Origin of the sequence: Streptomyces canus (genome assembly GCF_001514145.1) — a bacterium.
GTDB classification, from domain to species: domain Bacteria; phylum Actinomycetota; class Actinomycetes; order Streptomycetales; family Streptomycetaceae; genus Streptomyces; species Streptomyces canus.
This window is the reverse complement of record NZ_KQ948669.1, coordinates 268,529-284,677: the sequence shown is the minus strand read 5'-3', so window position 1 is coordinate 284,677 and position 16,149 is coordinate 268,529. Positions and strand designations below refer to the sequence as shown.

The window sequence follows — 16,149 nt, the reverse complement described above, 5'->3', positions numbered from 1 at the left end:
GCATCTGGTGGCCCCGCACACGCCGGTCACACCCCCACGACGGACCGAGCCGACCGCTTCCGCGGCGGCCGGTGAACTCGTCGTGGCGCCCGTGACGATCACTCCGACGAAGCCGCTCACCCCCACCCACGTCAAGGGTCTGCTGTGGACGGACGTCCTGGTCAAGGCGAGCGCCCGGGTCGGCGGCGTACGACTGGTCTGGAACAACCGCATGGCCACCGTCACCACCCAGGCGACGGCCTTCTGGCACCACCTCGACCTGACCGAGCCGGACACCGACTGGAGCCGTGAGTCGGACATCCGGATCGGCGAACGGTACGTCCGTTTCCATGCCGAGCGCCGGGACACGGACCTCCGGGACACGGACCGCCGGGCACTCGGGGACTACCTGACGCGAGCGGACCGGGAGGGCTGGATCCATCCCGCAGGCCGGCGCATGCTCGACCTGTGGCGGGCCCAGCTGGACCAACTGGGCGTCGCAGACCTGGGGCTGGCCGCTGACCGCCCGCTCACCACCACCGCGCAGACGATGCTCGACGCTCTCGCCGACCGGGGGCTGCTCGTCGACCACCGGCGCTTCGGCGGCCCCGTCCACCTGGACGGCCCTCGCTGGGGCCTGCCGCTGCGCCGGCTCATCGGCGGCGACGGCCACCCCAACTACCTGCTGCCGATCCTGCGCGAGCTGGTCCCGCTGATCCGGCCCGGCCGGCTCTTCCTGCTCGTCCACGACGACGACATCGCCGCCGACTACCTGCTCCTCGACCGCGTCCTGACCGAGTTCGGCGCCCGCACGGCACGACTGCCGCTGAGCCGGGTGCCCGTGGGCGGCGCGCCGCGCTCCAGCCGGTACGGCGGCTGGCAGGGCACGACGCTCGGCGATCTCGCCGCCACCGAGGGAACGGCGGACCGGGCCGCCTACCGGCTCGGGATGCGGCTGTACTTCACCGGCACCCTGCACCGACGCTCGGCGCAGCCCTTCCGCATGCCCCTGCTGCGACGCTGCGTGGGCCGCGCCGCCCGTCTGCTGGGCCAGACGCCGGCCGACGGCACGAGCGGGTCGGCGCCATCCCTCGCGGCGACCCTGTCCCTGCTGCGCACCCAGCAGGGCTACGTCGACCCGTACCGGCTGACGGCGGCCCTGCTGGGCAGGCGATCCGGCCCCCCGGCCCCCGAGCTGCGGGCGATCTACACATGAGCACGGCCGCGAACACCCGGCCCCTTGCCACAGATCCGCTGGCGCCGGCGGCCCTGGCCCGCCTCGACGCGGTCCAGCGGGGGCTGCGGGGCGGGCCCGCGCCGCCGGGTCTGAGCGTCGCCGTCGTCGTGGCCGACCTCGACCCGGCCGCGTTCCTCGGCGGCGCCGCCGACTTCGCGCTGGCGATCCCGGAGGTACTGCGGGACGGCTGGTACCGCGCCTTCACCAGGACCGTCTTCCTCGCGGGCCGGCCCGCCAGCGTGGCTCCCCGCCACGCGTACCGCCACGCGACCCCGACCGCGGACCTGGCCTGGTACGGCCCCGCCCCCCGCCGCGAACTCGCCCCGCTGTCACGGTTGTTGCGGGCCTTCCGGGGCCCGGCACCGGTCGAGGTGCCGGCCGGTCCGCTGACCGTGCCCGTCACGGGCCGCCCGACGGGCAGGGTCGTGGACGTGAGCCTCGCGACAGCGGGCGTGAGCACCGGCGCCTACCTGGTGCATGTCCACCACCTGATCAGCGAGGCGGTGCTGCGCGGTCTGGTCCGGCCCGGGGACACCCTCAGCGTCGCGCACGCCGACACCCTGGACGTCACCGACTTCCCCGCCGTGCTCGATCCCGCCCGCGCCGCCTCGGTCCAGACCCGGATCACCCCCGGCGACACCGACCCCGACCGGCTGCGCCTGTACGGCGTGCTCACCCCGACCCGAGACGAAGGAGGCCGCTGAATGGAGGCCGAACGCGTGCTGGCGGAGCACCGCCGGCTCCTGGAGAGCCTGGACCGGCCCGAAGAGGTGCAGCGCAACCTGCTGACCCGCATCCTGGAGGAGAACGCGGACACCGCGTTCGGCCGCGAGCACGGGCTCGCCGCGGTCCGCACCGTCGACGAACTGCGCAGGGCGGTGCCCATCCGCACCCACGAGGCCCTGATGCCCTGGATCGAGCGGGCCATGGACGGCGAACCGGGCGTGCTCACCGCGGACGAGCCGGTCGTCTACTTCTCGTCCAGCGGCAGCACCGGCCGGGAGAAGCACATCCCGGTGACGCGCACCTACATGCAGTGGACCTTCCTGCCCTTCTACCACGCCAGTTTCGCCCCGCTGCTGCGGACCGTGCCCGAGGCGGCGGCGGGCGGTGTGCTCAACCTGTGGCAGGATCCGACCGCGCCCCGCGCCACGACCCGCAAGGGCCAGCCGCACATCGGCGCCAGCCAGGTCGACTACCGCCGCTTCGGCGAGAGTTCGGCCGTAGGCCCGGGCAACGACGCCCCCTGGAGCCGCATACCCGAGGAACTGGCCGGCGCCGACCCCTGGGAGCGCGCCTACTACAAGCTGCGCCTCGCCGCCGAACAGGACGTCCGGGTGGTCGTCGGAATCAACCCGTCGATGGTCGCGGGACTGCCGTACCAACTGCGCACCCTGTGGCCCCGGCTCGTCGACGACATCAGGGCCGGCACCCTCGACGGCCGGCCGCACACCACGCCCCGTCCCGAGCGCGCCGACGAGATAGCGCGGTACGCCAAGACGTTCGGCACGGTCCTGCCGTATCACCTCTGGCCCCGTCTGAGAGCCGTCCTCGTCTGGAACAGCGCGCTCGCCTCGCTCTACCTGCCCCGGGTGCGGGAGACCTACGGCCCGGGCGTGCGCACCCTCGCCGCGCCCATCGCGTCCTGCGAGGGCCCGGCCGGAGTGCCGGTCGACCTGCATCCCACCGGGGCGCCGCTCTACCTGCCGGGCTGTGTCTACGAGTTCGTCCCCGCGGACGGACCGGTCACCGCCGACAGCGAGACACTGCTCGCCTCCGAGATCGAGGAGGGACAGGACTACCACCTCGTGTTCAGCCACGTGGGCGGCATGTACCGGTGCGCCGTCACGGACGTGGTCCGGGTCGTCGGCCGGGTCGGCCGCACACCGCGGATCGAGTACGCCGGACGCGACGTCGTGCGTTCCGCCGCCGGGGAACGGCTGACCGAGGCCATGGCCGTCCGTGCCCTGCGCGCCGCCTGCCAGGACACCGGAGCGGAGATCCGCAACGCGACCTTTCGTACGGTGCCCGGCACGGACGGGACCGCCGGGCACCACCAGGTCGCCGTCGCCTTCGAGGGGCCGCCGGCCCCGGCCCTGGCCGCCGCCCTCGACGTACGGCTGACGCAGCAGTGCCCCGGCTACGGCTCCGGACGCAGGTCCGGCCGGATCGGCCCGGTCGAGGTGATCACCGTGCACGAGGACGCCTTCCTGCGGGAGTGGGAACGCGTGGTGCGCGGCGGCCAGCGCCCGCCGCGCGTCAAGGACCGGATCTTCATGCCCGCGGACGACACCTGGGCGAGGATCGTCGCCACCCGGGCCGGGGACGCCGTCTGATGCCGATGCCATGTCACGAAACGAGGGACGCATGACCGACGCCGATCCGGGCCGGGAGGACGTCATTCCGGGCCGGGGACAGTACACCGAGGACGCGCGCAGACAACGGCTGACCTGGTTGCGCGAACGCAGCGGCACCGCCCTCGCCTCGCTGGACGGCACCGCGCTGACCGCCCGCAACCTGGTCGGCAACGTGGAGAACTTCCTCGGCGCGGTCGAAGTGCCGGTGGGACTGGCCGGACCGCTGCTGTTCGACGGCGACGCGGTGCGCGACAGCGTGGTCGCGCCGCTGGCCACCACCGAAGGCGCGCTGGTCGCGTCGGCGTCCCGGGGCGCGCGAGCCCTCACCGCCTCCGGGGGAGTACGGACGAAGGTGCTGTCCCAGCGGATGACCCGCGCACCCGTGCTGGAGTTCGCCGACATCACCGCCGCCCACCGGTTCACCACCTGGTTGCGGGAGCGGCGCGGCACGCTGGACGAACAGGTGCGCCTGGTGTCCCGGCACGCCGTGCTGATCGACGTCGACCCCCACCAGATCGGCCGCTATCTGCACCTGCGCTTCGTCTACGAGACGGCCGACGCCGCCGGCCAGAACATGACGACGGCGGTGACCTGGCAGATCTGCCGCTGGCTGACCGACGCGCTCGCCGACGACGACGAACTGCGTCCCCGGAACCTGCTGTTGGAGGGCAACCTCAGCGGTGACAAGAAGGCGACCGCGGGATCCATGCTGGCGGGCCGCGGCACCCGGGTCACCGCCGAGTGCCGGCTGCACCGCGACGTGGTGGCCGCCGTGCTCAAGACCACACCCGAGGCCATGGTGAGGAGCCACACCGCGACGGTCCTCGGGGCGCAGCAGGCCGGCATGCTCGGGTACGGGGTCAACGCCGCGAACGTCGTGGCCGCACTGTTCGTCGCCACCGGCCAGGACGTGGCCTGTGTCCACGAGTCGGGGGTGTCCGTCTTCTCGGTGGAGACCGACGGCGACGACCTGATCGCCACGATCCTGCTCCCCAACCTGGTGGTGGGCACCGTCGGCGGCGGGACGGGGCTCCCGCACCAGCGCGAACTGCTCACCCTCCTGGGGTGCGCGGGCGCGGGTGGGACCCGCCGGTTCGCCGAGATCGTCGCCGGGTTCGCCCTCGCCCTCGACGTCTCGACCCTGGCCGCGGTGGTCAGCGGCCAGTTCGCCGACGCGCATCAGCGCCTGGGCCGGGCACGCCGCGTGGAGTGGCTCCGGCCCGGCGACCTCGACGCGGCTCTCCTGCAACCGGTGCTGGCCCAGGGGCTCGGCGACCCCGGGCTGCACGTCACCCGGGTGACGCAGGGCACGCGACTGGCCGGCGACGGGATATCCAGCGAACTCGGTGCCCTGGGCGAGCGCCGCAAGCTGACCGGCCTGCACCCGCTGACGGTGAACTGCACCGACGGCGGGGGCTCCGCCACCACGCTCGACCTGGTGGCCAAGGTCAAGTCACGGGGCGAGGAGATCGTCGCGGGCATCGCCCGGCTGTTCTCCCTGTGCGGCGAGGACTTGGCCGGCGCCTGGGACCGGTGGGGCGCCGACACGGAGTTCACCGACGCGCACCGGCGTGAACTCTCGGTGTACCGGCGCACGGAGCGGGCGCTGACGGATCTCCTGCCGCGCTGCCACGGTCTGATCGAGGACGAGGAGCGCGAGGCCTACGTCATCCTGATGGAACGGCTCTGGGACGAGCCCCCCACGTGGGACGGCGCCCGGATCGAGGACGCCCTGCGTGCCATCGCTCCCGTCCACGCCCACTGGCTCGGCCGGGAGCAGGAACTGCAGGCCGAGGGCTGGCTGCACCATGTGCCGGAGCCGGCCCATCTCGCCAAGGCGCGCGAACTGTGGGGCGCCCTCGTCCGGCATGCCGCCGCGGAGGCGCCCGAGGTCGTGGACACCGCCCGCCGGGACGTCCTGCTCGGCCTGGTCGAGGACTGCGGGTACTGGACGCAGGAGCTGCACACGCTGCCCCGGACCCTGGTCCACAACGACTTCGGTCCGCGCAACCTCGCGGTGCGCGACGGGCGGATCGTGGCGTACGACTGGGAGCTCGCCACGGTCGGGGTGCCCCAGCGCGACGTCGTGGAGCTGCTGGCTTTCACCGTCGGCCCCGCGGTGACGTCGGCCGAGGTCGACCGGTTTCTCGCGGCGCACGCGCGGGCGGTGGCCGAGGAGTCGCCGCGGGCGGCGGCGATCGTCGACGGCTGCGACTGGCGGCAGGGCTACCGACTGGCGCTGCGGCAGTTCCTGACGACTCGCCTGGCGCTGTACGCGGCGGGGCACACCCAGCGCGAGTTCGCGTTCCTGCCCCGGATGGCGGAGACCGCCTTCCGGCTCTGGCAGCTCGAGGAGAACCGGGACGGTGAGTGAGGTGAGGGTCGCTCTGGTCGGCATCGACGGGGTCGGCAAGACCACGGTGCTGCACCGCCTGCGCGAGCGGGACGACATCGCGGTCGTGCACGCGGTCCGGGGACACGAGGATCCGAACGACCCCTCCGCGGACCTGTCCGCGGCGCTGGCCGGGGCGTCGTCCGCGGCGGACGACCTGGGCCGGGTGCAGCTCAAGGTCGCCGTTCTCTACCTGCAGTTGTGTCTGTTCGGCCCGGCGGAACGGCAGGCCGCCCGGCGCCGTCCGACGCTGCTCACCGACCGGCATCCGCTCGTCGACCCGCTGGTGTACCTGCCCATGTTCGCGTCCCTCGCGCGGGATGCCGAGCCGGGCGGCGATGTGGAGGCATGGTGGCACAAGCAGGAGCCGGGCGAGGCGAAGGCGGTGCGCGACTGGCTGCGGGCGGCCGGGGGGACGGCGGACCCTTGGGAACTGGGCACGGAGGTCCTGCGCTGGGGCACGCTGCCCTCGCACGAACTGCTCGGCCGACTCGGCCGGAGCTTCGGTGTCACTTTGCCGGAGGGCGTCGTTCTGCTCGACCTGCCCGTGACCCAGGCGCTGCGGCGAACCCGCGAACGCGCCCGGGACAGCGAGCTGCACGAGACGCGGGCGTTCCTGTCGGCGACCCGGCAGCGCTACGTCGCGGTGCTGGACCGGCTGGCCCAAACCCGGACGGAGCTGTCGGTCCGGCGCGTCGACTGCGCCGACCGCTCCGTCGACGAAGTAGGCGCACATGTACTCGACGCCCTCGACACCATTGCCCGCACACGAAAATGACGGGGCCGTGGTCGCCGCCTCGTGGGTACGGCCGCCTCCTGCCGTGGCAACCATGTCCGACGGGAGCTATTCGCTCGCGGGAACCCGAGCACTTCCGACCTTCGATTGCACGTCTGAAAGCCCGCTCTGGCCACGACAGGCATGATCGCCCCCCTCGCTGCTGAGAGCGGGCGAACCGACCTCGGCCCTCGTCGGCGACAACGACCTGCCCCGGCTGTGGGCGGGCGGGTTCGGGGCTCAGTTCTGGTCGGTGTACGTCCCCTCAAAGCTGCCCGAGCCCGAGGCCGTCCTGTCGAAGCTGGAGCAGATCGACGCCGGCTATCGGCTCGACAACACCTCGATCGTCGCCGAACTCAACCGCACCGATGTGCCCGTCGCCGCGCAACGTCACCGACGAGTTCCTGCAACTGCTGCCGGACAACGGCGGTGTCATTCAGCGAACCTTCGTTCCGTACTTCGTCTCGGCGAAGTCACCGAGCGGGTACAGGAGTTGGACGGCGTTGTCGTACCCAGCGGCATCCGCACCTCGCTCGATCCGGTCCCGGCGCGTCAGCGCCAGCCACGGCGGTGGCCGAGGAGGCGTTCAGGGCCATGGAGCCGGCCGAGATGGGGCAGGGCTTACGTCGGGCCGATAGCGCTGCGACCGCGGCGCAGTGTAGCCACTGCCGCGACCCCCTGGGGCCAGGGACATCGTCGTGTCGGGTCCCCACGCCCTGGGTGACATGGCGTCGAAGAGGGGACCCGCACGAGCGACGGGTGGGAGGCGGATCGGACCGGGATGCTCGCACCGCCGCCCGTTAACCCGTCGTCCTGGAGGCGGGTCCACATCTGCCTGGGCGTGCCCACTAGGTCCGCGTCGACACAGGCGACTACTCCGTCGACCCCGCGGCGATCGGCGGGATGGTGACCGTGCTCTGCGGCAACGACGAGCTCAGCGTCTTAGCCCGGGGCGGCGAGATCACGCCCTGTGCCGCAGTGTCGACGGCGTCGCGTGGGTGGCGCCAAACAGGGAGCCGAGTGGGCTGGCTGTGGTGGGAGCGGGACGCGGGCCGCCACTCGTTTCTCCCCGGATCCTCCCCAGCGCCCATAGAAGCTCAAAAGAACTGGTCAGGAGCCTGTCAGAGGGAGGGCGGTGAGATCACCCGCATCACTTCTCCCCAGAGACTCCCCAGGGCTGATTTCGCCCCGATCCGTGACTGGTGCGAGAGCAAAGACCGCACAAGAGCTGAGCTCGGCAAGATGGACTCAGAGCCAGTCCCGCCGCTTGAAAATAACGTACAAGCTTACGCAAACCACCCCCATCAGGCCGATCGCGAAGGGGTATCCGAAGCTCCAGCCCAACTCAGGCATGTCCTCGAAGTTCATGCCGTAAATGGTTCCGACCAACGTGGGAGCAAAGAGAATCGCCGCCCAGGCCGAGATCTTCTTGATCTCCTCGTTCTGTTCGAACCCCGCCTCCGCCAACGCCCGCATCTCCGCGTTCTGTTGCTGGGTGACAAGGGTCGCGTTGACGGTGAGGATGTCGGTGAGGGCCTGGCGGAAGCCGTCGACTCGTTCGCTGGTGTGGGTGACGTGGTCGGCGACGTCCCGCAGGTAGCGTTGCAGTTCCTCGTCCGTGCCGTACTTCGCGAAGCCGGCCATCAACGAGTGCAGCATGCCGACCAGGGGGCGGGTGGCGCGCTGGAACTCGACCATTTCGCGGGAGAGTTCGTAGATACGGCGGGAGACCTCCGGGTCGCCGCGGAAGACCTCCGTCTCGATCTCGTCGATGTCGTTCTGGACGCCCGAGACGACCGGCGCGTAGCCGTCGACCACCGCGTCCAGGATCGCGTAGAGGACGGCTTCGGGGCCCAGACTCAGCAGCTCCGGTGTCTGCTCCATGCGGTGACGGACCGCCGAGAGGTCGGGGGCCGCCCCGTGCCGGACCGTGATCACGAAGTCCGGGCCCACGAACACGTGCAGCTCGCCGAAGTCGACCTCCTCGGGAGCGTCCAGGTAGCGGGCCGCGCTGAGTACCACGAAGAGCGTGTCGCCGTAGCGCTCCAGCTTCGGGCGCTGGTGGGCCTCCATCGCGTCCTCGACGGACAGCGGATGCAGGTCGAACTCGGCCGCCAGGGAAAGGAGTTCGCTCTCCGTGGGGCGGGCCAGGCCGATCCAGGCCATCCCGGACGGCTCTTCGCGCAGTTCGCGGAAGGTGTCCGCGAGCGTCGCGGGGGAGGAGACGCGCACGCCGTCGCGGTAGAGAGCCGCCTGGACGATGCTCGGCGGCTCGGCCGTCCCGGGGGCGGGTGGTTCGGCGCCGGGCGTCGGAGTCCGGGGCGGGGCGGAAGGCGGGGTCAGGGCACGGCGCCAGGCGGACTTCCTGGAACCCTTGGCGGCGGAGCTCTTCGCGGCGGGGCGGGCGCGTCGCTCGGACATCGTGGCTGCCTCTCGGGTCGAGCCGACGTCGGCGTGATCACGGAGCAGGGTATACGGGGCAAATGACATCGTAGGGGGAGGCGTCACGGAATCTCGGTGAGAGTTGCGGACAGAGCCTGTCCGAAAGCACCTCTAGCGTGTCCGGTATGACCAAGACGACCGCGTCGGCCCCCGTGCTCAGCCCCCGCGCCCTCAACCGCGCGACCCTCGACCGGCAGCTGCTCCTGCGCCGGTCCGGCCTGTCCGCGAAGGCCGCCGTCGGACATCTGCTCGGCCTCCAGGCCCAGAACGTCAAGCCGCCGTACTACGCGCTCGCCGCCCGCCTCGACGGGTTCGCCCCCGAGGAGCTGTCGGAGCTGATGGCCGACCGCGAGGTCGTCCGGATCGTCACCATGCGCTCGACCATCCACACCCACACCGCCGAGGACTGCCTCGCCCTGCGGCCCCTCGTGCAGCCCGCCCGCGACCGCGAACTCATCAACTTCCGCAAGGGACTTCAGGGCGTCGACCTCGACCGGCTCGCCGTCCTCGCCCGGGATCTCGTCGAGGCCGAGCCGCGCACCATGAAGCAGCTGCGCGAGGCACTCCTCACCGAGTGGCCGGACGCCGACCCGCAGGCCCTCGCCATCGCCGCCCGCTGCAAGCTGCCCCTCGTCCAGGTCACCCCGCGCGGACTCTGGGGGAGAAGCGGCCAGGTCGCGCTCACCACGGCAGAGCACTGGCTCGGCCGCCCCGCCGGACCAGCTTCCGCCGGACCCGCCCCGGCCGGCCCCACGCCCACCGACCCCGCGTCCGCAGGGCCCGCGTCCGCAGGGCCCGCCTCCACTGGGCCCGCGTCCGCAGGACCCGTGCCCACCGAACCCACCCCCGACGCCACCGTCCTGCGCTACCTCGCCGCCTTCGGTCCCGCCTCCGTCAAGGACATGCAGACCTGGGCCGGACTCACCCGCCTGCGCGACGCCTTCGAGCGGCTGCGACCCGGGCTGCGCATCTTCCGCGACGAGAACGGCGTCGAACTCTTCGACCTGCCCGACGCGCCCCGCCCCACCGAGGACACGCCCGCCCCACCGCGCTTCCTGCCGGAGTTCGACAACCTGCTGCTCTCCCACGCCGACCGCACCCGCGTGGTGCCCCAGGAGTACTGGGGCCGCAGCTGGCAGGGCAACCAGGCCTACCGCACGCTCCTCGTCGACGGCTTCCTCGCGGGCGTCTGGAAGCTCACCGGGGACACGCTCGTCGTCGAGCCCTTCGGCCGGCTCACCAAGGCCGAGCAGAAGGACGTCATCGCGGAGGGGCAGCGGATGCTCGCCACGCTGCACCCGGGGACGTCGTACGACATCCGGTTCGGGACCGTCGTAGGAGGGTGACCCGCCGAAGGGGACCGTTCAGTCCGCCCGCCCCGTCACCGCGACCGTCAGCCCCAGCCCGATCATCGTGAACCCGCCCGCGCCGCCGATCATCGAGAGGCGGCGGTCGGAGCGGGCGAACCAGGTGCGGGCGGCCGACGCGGTCAGGCCCCACAGGGTGTCCGTGACCAGGCCGATGGCGATCGGGACCAGGCCGAGCAACAGCATCTGCGCCGGTACGTGCCCTGCCGAGTGGTCCACGAACTGGGGGAGCACGGCCGCGAAGAAGACAATGCCCTTGGGGTTGGTGACCCCGACGAGGGCGCCGTCGAGCACCGTCCGCAGGTCACCCCGCGCCGGTCCGGCGGACCGGGAGGCGATCGCCGAGGCCTTCAGCTCCTTGCGGTGCCGGAAGGCCTGCACCCCGAGGAAGACCAGATACGCGGCGCCCGCCAGCTTCACCGCCAGGTAGACGGCCACCGACCGCTCCACCAGGGAACCGATCCCGACCGCGACCGCCACGACGAGCAGGTAGGAACCGAAGACGTTGCCGACCGCCGTCGCCACCGCGGTACGCCTGCCGTGCGCGAGGGCCCGGCCGATGACGAACAGCACGCTGGGCCCTGGGATGACGATGACCAGCAGGGACATCGCGGCGAAGGCGAGGACACGGTCCGTGGACACCATGGCGGTCATTGAAACACGGATCGCGCACATGGACAGGGGGCGCTGCGGGCCGCTCGTGGTGGCCCGCAACGCCCCCGGCTTCTCACCTGAGCGATGCTCAGGAGAACCTCTGGGGACCTACGAGTTGACCTGCGCGGTCACGAGGCTGGAGAAGGTGGTCAGCCGGGTGTAGACCCCCGGGTAACCGGCCTCCGCGCACCCCTCTCCCCAGGAAGTGATACCTGCCAGGACGCCCCCGATGAGCAGGGGACCGCCGCTGTCGCCCTGGCAGGTGTCTACGCCGCCGGATGTGTATCCGGCGCAAACCATGTCGCTCGCGACGAAGTCGGAGCCGTAGGAACTGGCACAGCTGGAGTTGGACACGATCGGCACGGTCGCGGTCCGCAGCTGGTTGGAGGAGCTGCCGCTCTCCGAGGTGGTGCCCCAGCCGACGATGCGGGCCGTGGTGCCGGCCGCGTACAGGCTGGTCTGGGACGAGGAGACGTAGGACGCCGTGGTGTACGGCATCGACGTCGACAGCGTCAGTACGGCCACGTCGTCGCCGTTGGTGGCGTCCGTGTAGTCCGGGTTGATCCAGATCTTGCTGACCCGGCTGACCGTGCCGTTGGTGCCGCTGAGGTAGGTGCGGCCGCCGACGACTCTCACGCTGCTGGTGGTCTCGCCGACCATGCAGTGGGCCGCGGTGACGACCTTGGTCGCGGAGACCAGGGTGCCGCCGCAGAACTGGTTCTGCGAGGCGTCCGTGATCTGCATCATGAACGGGTACGAGGTCGTGGTCGTCGTCGTACCGCCGACGATGGGCTGGGGAGCGGCGACGGCGGTGGGGGCGCCGAGCAACGCGGTGGCCGCGGCAGCGGCGGTCGCCAGGGCGACGCCGGTGGCCTTCTTCGCACGGGTGAGACCGAACATCAGTGAGTCTCCTCAGGGTTGCCGGTGGGGGGTCGCGCGGGTGTGGGGGTGTGCACGGGGGTCGCGGGACCGACCCCCGTATGCCCGGGCGAGCGGCATGTTCATAAGCTAGAACCCGGAAGTTCCCCTTCCCAATGAGGGAACCCCCTAGGGGAGTTGGGCAGGGAAAACCCTCGGTCCGCCCTGAGGAGAGCGTTTCTGACGGTCCGTCGGCTACGGTCGGCGCCCCGCCGCCAGCCGGACGATGTCCACCCGGGAGCGGATCCCGAGCTTGCGGTAGACGCGGGTGAGGGTCGCCTCGACCGTCTTCACGCTGATGAACAGCCGCGCGGCTATCTCCCGGTTGGTGGCGCCCTCCATGACGAGCGCGGCCACCTGACGCTCCATCGAGGCCAGTCCTTCGAGCCCCTGGAGCCCTTCCAGCCCGTCCGGCACGGTGGTGGGGGCGGGCTCCGGCTTCTCCGGCCGGGCCAGCGCGGCCGCCTCCACCTGGCGCAGCCAGGGCAGCGCCCGGCAGCGCCTGAAGAGCCGGGCCGCCTCGTCGTACGACGTCGGCCCCGGCCGCCGGGTGCGCAGCTGGGCCAGGGCGAAGGCGGCGCGCGCCTCCTCCAGGCCGTAGCCCAGCTTGGCGAGACGATCCTGCACCGACGTCAACTGGACCAGCGCCGCCTCGTGTTCACCGCGCGCCGCCCGCACCAGTGCCTCGGCCCGGTCCAGTACGGCGAGCACGCTCTCCCGGCCCAGTCGGAGCGCGTTCACCCGCGTCTCGTCGATGACGTCCTGCGCTTCGCCGCTCTCCCCGATGCGTACGAGGGCCTCGGCGAGGTCGCCCTGCCAGCGGCCGCGCGCCGGGTCCGTGATGCCGAGCCCGTGCTCCAGCTCGCGCACCCGGCGCAGCGAACGGACCGCGCCCTGCGCGTCCCCGGCGACGAGCTGCGCGTACCCGAGGACCGCCAGGCCCCGGGACTCGTACATCTGGTCGCCGTTCTCCTCGGCGTGATCGACCGCCTCCCTGGCCAGTTCGAGCGCCCGCTCGACACTGCCGCCCGAGGCCTCCGCGATGGAGGCGAGCACGGCCGAGGCCACCTCGCCGATCCCGGTGTCCCGGGCCATCATCAGGCTCTCCCGGGCCAGGTCGAGGGCCCGTCCGCAGTGTCCTGAGCGCAGTTCGGTCTCGGCCACCCCGCGCAGGAAGTGCACTTCGCTCTCGACCGAACCGCGCCGCCGCACCTCGCGCAGCAGCGCGGTGACCGTCGCGCGGGCCTCGGGCAGCTGGTCACTCATGATCAGCCAGCGGAAGCGGGAGTACCCGGCGCCGTTGTGGTGGCAGGCCACCCGCGGGTCCTGGGGCTCCTTCAGGGCGCGTTTGATGGTGGCGGGGGCGTCCGGATGGCCCATGAGGGTCTCCAGCTGGGCCTGGAAGGACAGCGCCATCAGTTCGTTGTAGCGGTCGCCGGCCCGTGCGGCCAGCGCCGCCGAGTGCGCGGCCTCCCCGCGGGCCTCGACGAAGTCGCCCTCGACGAGCAGGGCGCGCCAGGCCAGCTGGTAGCGGATCAGGGCGAGCAGTTCGGGGTCGTCGCCCGCGTCGGCCAGCGCCTGCGGGAAGACCGCGTCGACCTCCGTCATGGCGTGACCCGCGGTGTCGATCACGATGATCCAGGCCCGCACCCGGTCCGCGGGCACGGTGGCCCGGGTGAGCACGTCCCGGGCGATGTCCCGGGCGAGGTCCAGCTCACCGGCGGTGATCGCGTCCTCGGCCGCCGCGAGCCGTCGTACGTCAGGAGCGGGCACCGTGTCGGCCGGGGTGTGCCGGGCCGACAGCAGCCCGAGGGAGGCGGCCATCGAGGGTGCGCCCCGGTCCCGGGCCAGGGCCGCGGCCTCGGCGAGCCGGGCTGCCACCTCCGGGTCGGTGCCGATGGTCGCGAGGGCGAGATGGCGGGCCCGCTCGATCGGGTCTGAGGCGGCCGTGGACAGCGCCCGGTGCGCGTCCCGCCGGTCCTGTGCGGGCGCCTCCGCGTACAGCGCGGCCGAGATCAGCGGATGCGCGAAGCGTACGGCGGGACCCTCGGCCTCCGTCGCGAGCAGGCCCAGCGCGCCCGCCTGGGCCATCTCCGCCTCGGCGTCCGTGCGGCCGGCCGCGTGCAGCAGGGCCGGGGTGGGGCGGGCGCCCGCGCTGGCCACCAGGAGGGTGCGGCGGGCCTCCTCGGACAGCATCTCCAGGCGGCTGAGCACCAGGGCGCGGAGCGAGGTGGGCACCGGCAGGGGCTCACCGGGGCGCGGCGGGGTCGGGTTCTCGGTGAGCGCGCGGCCGAGTTCCAGGGCGTAGAACGGGTTGCCGCCGCTGGTGCGGTGGATGTCCCGGACGGTGGAGCGCTGCAGGCCGGTGTAGCCGCGGTGGTCGAGCAGCGCGGCCACCTGGGCGCGGGTGAGCGGGTTGAAGCGGACGGCGAGGCTGTCCGGGGGCAACGCGCGTAGATGGCGGTCGTACTCGGGGCCGTCGGTCCGGACCGCGCACAGCATCCGCACCGGTATGTCGCCGAGCCGCCGGGCGGCGAAGCCGAGCAGTTCCAGGCTCGCGGGGTCCAGCCACTGGACGTCGTCGGCGACGACCAGGACGGGTCCTTCGGCAGCGAGGGCGCGCAGCGCCGACAGCACGGCCAGGCGCAGGGCGAGGCCGTCGCGCTGGAGGGTGGACTCACCGCGTCCGGTCAGCGCCGACTCGAGCGCGGTGCGCTGGGCGGCGGGCAGCTTGTCGGAGACGTCGTCGAGGACCAGTCCGAAGAGGTCGGCCAGGGCCAGGAAGGGGAGGTGGGATTCCGACTCGGTGGCCGAGCAGCGCAAGACGGTGTGGGCCGCTTCGCCGTATTCCGCGGCCAGGGCCCGCAGGACGGTCGACTTTCCTATTCCGGCCGGGCCGTGCAGGAGCACGCTGCCGCCGCGGGTCAACTGCTCGCGGGCCTGGCCGAACAGTTCGTCCCTGCCGATGACCAGGTCAGGGCGGCATCTCGCGGGCTCCTGGAAGTCGCGTGGCACGGTCACCGCTCCCCTCCCTGTGTCGTGTCCTGGCCAATATTAGGCAAGGTGCTTTGAAATTCGGCGGGAAGAGGTGGTGAGGGAAATAACAACCGGTTCCGCATGGAAAAATTCAAAGCACCCGTGAATGAATGAGATGTCTACCAATGTTACGGGAGGAGCCGGGTTGTCACGGGAGCAGTCCCGCCCGGCGTGCGGCGACCACCGCCTCTCCACGGGTCCTGGCCCCGAGTTTCCGCATGGCCGACCGCAGGTACGCCTTGACCGTCTCGGCTCTCACACCCAGCCTGTCCGCCGCCGCGGCGTTCGTCGCCCCGGCCGCCACACAGGCCAGGACGTCCAGCTCGCGCGGTGCGAGGGCGATGCCTTTCGAGGCCCCTGCATCCGGGGTCAGGAGCGCGCAGGCGTCGAGCAGGTCGGCCCGCAGCTCCGGGTCGCCGATCCGCGGGGCCAGCGCCCGCAGCGCCGCGTGCGCCTCCCGGACCTGCTCCCACGTGGAGGGGTCGTCGCGCCTCGGCTCGGCCCGCGCCGCCACCAGCACGTCCCGCGCCTCGTCGTCGACGACCAGCGCCTGCTCCACGTCCCGCGCCGCGTCCACCGCCGCCGTCAGCGTGCGGTCGCCGAGCGGCCGGGCGTCCCGCAGAGCGCCGTACAGGACGCCCCGCACCCGGCGCCGTACGACCACCGGCACGGCAAGCACCGAGCGCAGCCCCTCGGCGGCGACGGCGGCGTCGTACTCATGGCTGATCTGCCGGGACATGGAGTAGTCCGCCACGGCGCACGGGCGGGCCAGTGCGACCGCCTTGCCGCCGAGTCCGTTGCCCGAGGTCACCGCGAGCGCGAGGAGCGAGGTGGTGGCCGTACCGCTCAGTTCGCTGATCCGGATCCGCGACCGGTCGGGCTCGACCAGACCGCCGAAGGCGACCGGAAGCCCCGTCGTGCGCCGCAGCCGCGCGAGCGCACGCCGGATCTCCACTGCTCCGCCCGGGTTCACCGACACCTGCTCGTCCCTT

The 16,149-nt window shown here is 72.4% G+C and carries 13 protein-coding genes; 7 read left to right on the top strand and 6 right to left on the bottom strand.

Translation table 11 applies throughout. The annotated features are described in order from the left end of the window. Positions 1 to 7 precede the first annotated feature (7 nt). From AQJ46_RS36785 to AQJ46_RS36765, 5 genes are read left to right on the top strand one after another with little or no spacing between them, the layout of a single operon-like run. The gene (locus AQJ46_RS36785; RefSeq protein ID WP_059209675.1) at positions 8 to 1,195 is read left to right on the top strand and encodes a hypothetical protein; all 1,188 of its coding nucleotides are present in this window, start codon (positions 8 to 10) and stop codon (positions 1,193 to 1,195) included. Continuing rightward, positions 1,192 to 1,920: a DUF6182 family protein gene (locus AQJ46_RS36780; RefSeq protein WP_059209674.1), complete on the top strand. Its 729-nt coding sequence runs from the start codon at positions 1,192 to 1,194 to the stop codon at positions 1,918 to 1,920. The genes AQJ46_RS36785 and AQJ46_RS36780 overlap by 4 nt, the downstream gene beginning before the upstream one ends. Then, on the top strand, positions 1,921 to 3,552 hold the full coding sequence (locus tag AQJ46_RS36775; protein ID WP_059209673.1) for a GH3 family domain-containing protein: 1,632 nt from the start codon (positions 1,921 to 1,923) through the stop codon (positions 3,550 to 3,552). A gap of 31 nt (positions 3,553 to 3,583) precedes the next feature. Continuing rightward, complete coding sequence (locus tag AQJ46_RS56620) at positions 3,584 to 5,947, top strand: hypothetical protein (protein WP_063803876.1); 2,364 nt, start codon at positions 3,584 to 3,586, stop codon at positions 5,945 to 5,947. Then, the gene (locus tag AQJ46_RS36765; RefSeq protein ID WP_159064093.1) at positions 5,940 to 6,743 is read left to right on the top strand and encodes a hypothetical protein; all 804 of its coding nucleotides are present in this window, start codon (positions 5,940 to 5,942) and stop codon (positions 6,741 to 6,743) included. Before AQJ46_RS56620 ends, AQJ46_RS36765 begins: the two co-directional genes overlap by 8 nt. Positions 6,744 to 7,005: 262 nt before the next feature. On the opposite strand, the gene AQJ46_RS56365 is transcribed toward AQJ46_RS36765, so the two are convergent. Further along, positions 7,006 to 7,176 (bottom strand): hypothetical protein, encoded by a 171-nt coding sequence (locus AQJ46_RS56365; RefSeq protein ID WP_167368249.1) that lies wholly within the window; start codon positions 7,174 to 7,176, stop codon positions 7,006 to 7,008. Here AQJ46_RS56365 and AQJ46_RS59130 point away from each other — a divergent pair. Next, complete coding sequence (locus AQJ46_RS59130) at positions 7,109 to 7,378, top strand: membrane dipeptidase (protein ID WP_107117394.1); 270 nt, start codon at positions 7,109 to 7,111, stop codon at positions 7,376 to 7,378. The genes AQJ46_RS56365 and AQJ46_RS59130 overlap by 68 nt on opposite strands. Positions 7,379 to 7,988: 610 nt before the next feature. Here AQJ46_RS59130 and AQJ46_RS36760 read toward each other — a convergent pair. Beyond that, positions 7,989 to 9,161 carry a magnesium and cobalt transport protein CorA gene (locus tag AQJ46_RS36760; RefSeq protein WP_059209671.1) on the bottom strand — a complete coding sequence of 391 codons (1,173 nt, stop codon included), beginning with the start codon at positions 9,159 to 9,161 and terminating at the stop codon, positions 7,989 to 7,991. A gap of 146 nt (positions 9,162 to 9,307) precedes the next feature. Here AQJ46_RS36760 and AQJ46_RS36755 point away from each other — a divergent pair, with 146 nt between their 5' ends. Next, complete coding sequence (locus AQJ46_RS36755; protein WP_059209670.1) at positions 9,308 to 10,528, top strand: winged helix DNA-binding domain-containing protein; 1,221 nt, start codon at positions 9,308 to 9,310, stop codon at positions 10,526 to 10,528. 18 nt (positions 10,529 to 10,546) lie between these two features. On the opposite strand, the gene AQJ46_RS36750 is transcribed toward AQJ46_RS36755, so the two are convergent. The 4 genes from AQJ46_RS36750 to AQJ46_RS36735 all read right to left on the bottom strand — a co-directional run bounded on the left by AQJ46_RS36750 (position 10,547) and on the right by AQJ46_RS36735 (position 16,130). Continuing rightward, positions 10,547 to 11,194 carry a LysE family translocator gene (locus AQJ46_RS36750; protein ID WP_059209669.1) on the bottom strand — a complete coding sequence of 216 codons (648 nt, stop codon included), beginning with the start codon at positions 11,192 to 11,194 and terminating at the stop codon, positions 10,547 to 10,549. Positions 11,195 to 11,311: 117 nt separating this feature from the next. Further along, entirely contained in the window at positions 11,312 to 12,103 is a 792-nt protein-coding gene (locus AQJ46_RS36745; protein WP_059209668.1) for a S1 family peptidase, read from the bottom strand. A 213-nt stretch (positions 12,104 to 12,316) separates the two neighbouring features. Further along, complete coding sequence (locus AQJ46_RS36740) at positions 12,317 to 15,142, bottom strand: helix-turn-helix transcriptional regulator (protein ID WP_059209667.1); 2,826 nt, start codon at positions 15,140 to 15,142, stop codon at positions 12,317 to 12,319. A gap of 163 nt (positions 15,143 to 15,305) precedes the next feature. Then, positions 15,306 to 16,130: a response regulator transcription factor gene (locus AQJ46_RS36735; RefSeq protein ID WP_404828497.1), complete on the bottom strand. Its 825-nt coding sequence runs from the start codon at positions 16,128 to 16,130 to the stop codon at positions 15,306 to 15,308. Between the last annotated feature and the right edge of the window lie 19 nt (positions 16,131 to 16,149).